The sequence below is a fragment of the Aeromicrobium sp. REDSEA-S32_B7 genome (assembly GCF_001626145.1).
Classification (GTDB): Bacteria; Actinomycetota; Actinomycetes; order Propionibacteriales; family Nocardioidaceae; genus Aeromicrobium; species Aeromicrobium erythreum.
The window spans coordinates 1-4,736 of sequence record NZ_LUNF01000039.1 but is presented as its reverse complement, the minus strand read 5'-3'; the positions used below and the strand labels follow the sequence as shown (position 1 = coordinate 4,736).

Below are 4,736 nucleotides of genomic sequence, written 5' to 3'. Positions count from 1 at the left end.
CCGCGCCCGACGACCTGCGCGCGGGGGAGCGGGTCGACGTCTGGGTCGGTCCGTCACCCGACGGCGACCCCGTCGCGACCGACTCCGGTCCGGCGCGGCTGCTGCTCGAGGGCGTCGCCGTCGTGCGGGCCGGGGCCGTCGGGGCGTCCGGGGGTGCGCGCACCGTGCTCGTCGACGTCGGCCCCGACCTCGACGGCGCCACGCTGGCCCGGTTGACGTCCGGCCACGTGACGATCGTGCGGCGCTCGTGACCTCCTCCCCGCCGCGACGGGTCGTGCTGGCGGCCGCCGGTGCAGGCTGGGAGGCGGCAGCGGTACGGGCCGTCGAGGCCGCGCCAGACCTGCAGCTCGTGCGTCGGTGCGTCGACGTCGCGGAGCTCGTCGCGGTGGGGCGTGCGGGTCGTCGGGCTCGGCCCCGCCGACCGCGCGTCGGCCCTGGGCGCCGACGCCGTGGGCGCGAGCGACGACGTCGTCTCGGCGCTGCGGACGGTCCGGCTGCGCGCCGACGACGGACCCGCCGCGGACGAGCCGCCCGGAGGGACGCGCGACGCGGCGGAGCCGCCGCGTGACGGCCTGGTCGTGGCCGTGTGGGGGCCGCAGGGCGCGCCCGGGCGCAGCACCGTGGCCCTTGCGCTGGCCGACGCGATGGCGCGCACCGGCCGGCGCTGCGTGCTCGTCGACGCCGACACCAGCGGCGGCGCCCAGGCGCAGCAGCTCGGGCTGCTCGACGAGGTGTCGGGCCTCATGGCGGCCTGTCGTGTGGCGAACCAGGGCCACGAGGAGCAGGTCGAGGAGCACCTGCAGGTCGTCCGGGACGGCTTCGCCGTGCTCACCGGGCTGCCTCGCCCCGACATGTGGGTGCACGTGCGGGCGGCGCCCCTCGAGCGCGTGCTGCGACGGCTGGCTGACACGCACGACGCGGTCGTCGTCGACGTCGCGTCCTGCCTCGAGGCGCCCGACGGGCCGGGCGGTGGTCGCGACCAGGCCACGGTGACCGCGCTCCAGGTCGCCGACGTCGTCGTTGTGGTGGGTCGGGCCGACCCCGTCGGGCTCACCCGTCTGGTCCGGGGACTGCACGACCTGCGCGACCTGGTGCCCGACGAGCCGGTCGTGGTGCTCAACCAGGTGCGTGACTCGATCGGGTGGAGCGTGGAGCAGCTGGCCTCGACGGTCCACCGGCTCGCCGGCGTCCGCCCGCTCGTCGCGCTGCCGCAGGACGGGCCCACGGTCGACACCGCCGCGCTGCGCGGGGCGACCCTTGCCGAGGTCGACCCGAGGTCGGCGCTGGTCGCCTCCGTCCAGACGCTGGCGACGCTCGTGACCCGCGTCCGTCCCGTGACGCTCGCCGCACCCACGACGTGAACCACGCCGCACGCCGGACGTCGATACCGGTGGTAGGTTCGTCGGGATCTGCGAGGAGTGAGATGCAGCGCCTGAGTCCTCTGGACGCGATGTTCCTGAACCTGGACAGCCCGGACGTGCCCCGCCAGATCGCCTCGCTGGCGATCCTGGAGCCCGGGGGCTCGCTCACCTACGACCGACTCATCGGCGTCATCAACGAACGGCTCGACATCGTCCCGCGCTACCGCCAGGTGCCGCGCAAGGTCCCTGGCGCGCTCGGCACGCCCCTGTGGACCGACGACGAGGACTTCGACATCTCCCTGCACGTCCGCCGGTCCGCGCTGCCCCGCCCGGGCACGCGCGACGCGCTCCACGAGCTGGTCGGTCGGCTCGTGGCCCGTCGCCTCGACCTCGACCGCCCGCTCTGGGAGCTCTACCTCATCGAGGGCCTGGAGGACGGCAGCGTGGCGCTGCTGTTCAAGGCGCACCAGGCGCTCGTCGACGGCTCGGAGACGATCGACCTCGCGCAGGTGCTGCTGGAGGAGACCGACCGGGTCCGCGACATCCCGCACGAGGACTGGAACCCGCACCCGCGGCCGGGTCCGCTCGGCGTCGTCGCCGCCACGCTGGAGCGCAACGTGCGCCACCCGGGCGAGGCGTTGCGGATCGCCGAGATGAACGTCGGACGCGTCGCGCGCCACCTGCCGGTCATCGGTGCGGGCGCGCCGTCGCAGCGCGGCGTCCTCTCGGGCACGCTGTCGCGCCACCGCCGGTTCACGACCGTCTCGACCTGCCTCGAGGAGTACCGCCGGGTGCGCGACCAGCACGGTGGCACGGTCAACGACGTCGTGCTCGCCGTCATCACCGGCGGCATCCGCGGCTGGATGCTGACGCGCGCCGAGCCGGTCACCGCGAAGACGAGCTTCCGCGCCATGGTGCCGATGTCGGTCGCGGCCGACGACGGCCTGCCGACCTCGCTCGGCTCGAAGGTGCGCGGGCACCTGCTCTCGCTCCCGGTGGGCGAGACGAACCCGGTCGTGCGCCTGCACCAGGTGTCGTACGCGCTGAAGGACCACCGCGAGACCGGCTCCGCCGTCGCCGCCAACCAGCTGGCGAGCCTGCCGGGCTTCGCCACGTCGACGTTCCACGCGGTCGGCGCACGCGTCGCCGCGACCGAGACGTCGCGCGGGCACCACCTGACGATCACCAACGTGCCCGGCCCGCAGGAGCCCGTCTACATGGCGGGGGAGCAGGTGGCCGAGGTGTACCCGGCGATCCCGCTCATCGACCAGCGTGTCGTGTCGATCGGTGTCACGTCGTACCACGGGGGCGTGTTCTTCGGGATCGTCGCCGACCGCGAGGCCGTGCCCGACGTCGACGTCCTGGGGCAGTGCATCGAGGAGGCCCTCGAGGAGCTGGTGGAGACCGTCGGACCGCGTCGGGGTCGGGCCCCGCGCGGCCGGCAGAAGCCGAGGAAGGCATGAGCGTGCGGGTGTGGGTCGGGGTCGACGCCGAGCGGCTGCGCGCCCTGCGCGACGGCAGCCCGCTCGACGGCGAGGTCGTCGCCGCGGAGTCCGACGACGAGCAGCACGAGCTCGAGGCGCTGGAGGCCGCGGCGGAGGACGGTCCGGTCGTGGTCGTGGCCGAGGTGGCGCAGTCGGCCGACGGGTCGACCGCCGACGTGACCCTCGCCGACGTCGAGGCCCTGCACGTCGACGCCGACGGCAGCGGCAACCTCGCCTGGTACGCCCCGCAGGAGCTCGAGACGGTCCTCGGCCTGCTCGGCTGAGCCGCGCACCACGCAGCAGGGCCCCCGACCTGCACGGTCGGGGGCCCTCGTGCGTGGACCGCGGGCGGGGCGGTCCCGCGGGGGTCAGAGGCGGGTCTTGCCCAGCTCGACCTCGTGCTTGAGCGACCCCTTGATCGCCTTGGCGACCTCGGGCTCGATCTTCTTGCCGATGAACGGGATCTTCACCGTCACGTCGCCGGCGACGGTGAACGAGGTGCCACCACCCTTGGCCTCCAGGACGGCCGTGCCCAGCATCTCGGCGGGCTGGCCGATGATGCTGACCTTCACGGTGTCGCCGGTGAGCTTCTTGACGAAGTCGGGCATCTCGGCGGGCTGGGTGCGCACGATCGTGATCGTCACGGCCCCGCCGGACTCGGTGACGTCGACGTCGATGTCGCTCGCGCCGGCGTCCTCGGCAGCCTCGGTGCGGAACGCCTCGCTGGAGATGAGGCCGAACACGGCCTCGACGTCGGCGTCGCCGTAGGAGTGGGTCTCGTTGATCTTCATGGCGTCATCCTTGCAGTTCTGCGCTCAGGAGGCGGGCTGTTCGGGCGCGGACTCGACCTGGGGCGCCGACGACGTGCCGAGCTGGCCCTTGAGCTCCGCGAGCCGCGCCTCGATCTCGAGCTGGGTGGTGTCGGCCTCCAGCTCCTCGAACTGCGCGTCGAGGCTCGAGGCCTGCAGCTCGGCGTGCCCGGCCACGCGTGCCTCCTCGCGCCGCACCTTCTCCTCGAAGCGGGACAGCTCGCTCGTGGGGTCGAGGACGTTGATGGAGCCGACGGCCTGCTGCACCTGGGCCTGCGCGGCGGCCGTCTTCTGACGTGCGACGAGCTGGTCGCGACGGGTCTTGAGGTCGTCGAGCCGGCTGCGCATGGTGACGAGCCCGGTCTTGAGCTTCTCGACCGTCTCGTTCTGCTGGGCGATCGCGGGGGCGGCCGTCTTGGCCTCGTTCTCGAAGCCGATCTGCTTGCCGAGCGCGACCTTGGCGAGCTGGTCGAAGCGGTCGGCCTCCGACGGCTGGCCGGCGGTGCGCAGGGCGTCGGCCTTCTGCGACGCGGCGATCGCCTTCGCGCCCCACTCCTTGGCGGCGGCGACGTCCTCGGCGTGGTCGGCCTCGGCGAGCCGCAGGTTGCCGATGGTCTGCGCCACGGCGTCCTCGGCCTCGGCGATGCTGTTGGTGTAGTCGCGGACCAGCTGGTCCAGCATCTTCTCGGGGTCCTCGGCCTTGTCCAGCATCGCGTTCACGTTCGCGCGGGTCAGCTGGGCGATACGACCGAGGATCGACTGCTTCTGGGCCATGGTGCTCTCTCTTCCGGTGGGACGTGCGGGTGGGGTCGGGGGTCAGAACCGTCCGCCGCCGCTGCGACGGCTCCGTCTGCTGGTGGAGCGGGGACTGCGGGTGCGGCGGCTGGCGGTGCGGCGGCTCGAGCGGGTCGTCCGGCCGGAGCGTCGGACGCGTCCACGGCTGCCCGACCCCATGGCCAGGCCGCCGAGGATCCCGCCCAGGGAGAGGTCGTCGCTCGGCGCCGACGACGCGCGCCAGGCGGCCACGTCGGCCTCGGCACTCGTCTGCGCCTCCTTCACGAGCCCGGCGGCGCGCTCCAGCG

General features: G+C 73.9%; 6 protein-coding genes and 1 pseudogene. 4 read left to right on the top strand and 3 right to left on the bottom strand.

All coding sequences use genetic code 11. The features are described 5' to 3' along the window. From A6Q79_RS02730 to A6Q79_RS02715, 4 genes and pseudogenes are all read left to right on the top strand, one after another. Nucleotides 1-251: pseudogene (locus A6Q79_RS02730) on the top strand (hypothetical protein); the annotation flags it as partial. 141 nt (nucleotides 252-392) lie between these two features. Continuing rightward, on the top strand, nucleotides 393-1,361 hold the full coding sequence (locus A6Q79_RS02725) for a hypothetical protein (RefSeq protein WP_317696044.1): 969 nt from the start codon (nucleotides 393-395) through the stop codon (nucleotides 1,359-1,361). Between the two features lie 62 nt (nucleotides 1,362-1,423). Then, nucleotides 1,424-2,824, top strand: coding sequence for a wax ester/triacylglycerol synthase family O-acyltransferase (locus A6Q79_RS02720; RefSeq protein ID WP_083516270.1), 1,401 nt, complete (start codon nucleotides 1,424-1,426; stop codon nucleotides 2,822-2,824). After that, the gene (locus A6Q79_RS02715) at nucleotides 2,821-3,129 is read left to right on the top strand and encodes a hypothetical protein (RefSeq protein WP_144433672.1); all 309 of its coding nucleotides are present in this window, start codon (nucleotides 2,821-2,823) and stop codon (nucleotides 3,127-3,129) included. Before A6Q79_RS02720 ends, A6Q79_RS02715 begins: the two co-directional genes overlap by 4 nt. A gap of 84 nt (nucleotides 3,130-3,213) precedes the next feature. Here A6Q79_RS02715 and A6Q79_RS02710 read toward each other — a convergent pair whose 3' ends face one another. The 3 genes from A6Q79_RS02710 to A6Q79_RS02700 all read right to left on the bottom strand — a co-directional run. Next, entirely contained in the window at nucleotides 3,214-3,636 is a 423-nt protein-coding gene (locus tag A6Q79_RS02710) for a DUF2505 domain-containing protein (RefSeq protein ID WP_317696039.1), read from the bottom strand. Nucleotides 3,637-3,660: 24 nt separating this feature from the next. Then, nucleotides 3,661-4,428 carry a PspA/IM30 family protein gene (locus A6Q79_RS02705; RefSeq protein ID WP_286689688.1) on the bottom strand — a complete coding sequence of 256 codons (768 nt, stop codon included), beginning with the start codon at nucleotides 4,426-4,428 and terminating at the stop codon, nucleotides 3,661-3,663. Nucleotides 4,429-4,470: 42 nt separating this feature from the next. Next, the coding region (locus A6Q79_RS02700) for a hypothetical protein (RefSeq protein ID WP_317696034.1) at nucleotides 4,471-4,736 on the bottom strand (266 nt) is incomplete at its 5' end.

Bases quoted from the DNA above. Each gene is read 5' to 3' on its own strand.
- A6Q79_RS02710 (WP_317696039.1), bottom strand. From the start codon at position 3,636: ATGAAGATCAACGAGACCCACTCCTACGGCGACGCCGACGTCGAGGCC.
- A6Q79_RS02720 (WP_083516270.1), top strand. From the start codon at position 1,424: ATGCAGCGCCTGAGTCCTCTGGACGCGATGTTCCTGAACCTGGACAGC.
- A6Q79_RS02715 (WP_144433672.1), top strand. From the start codon at position 2,821: ATGAGCGTGCGGGTGTGGGTCGGGGTCGACGCCGAGCGGCTGCGCGCC.
- A6Q79_RS02705 (WP_286689688.1), bottom strand. From the start codon at position 4,428: ATGGCCCAGAAGCAGTCGATCCTCGGTCGTATCGCCCAGCTGACCCGC.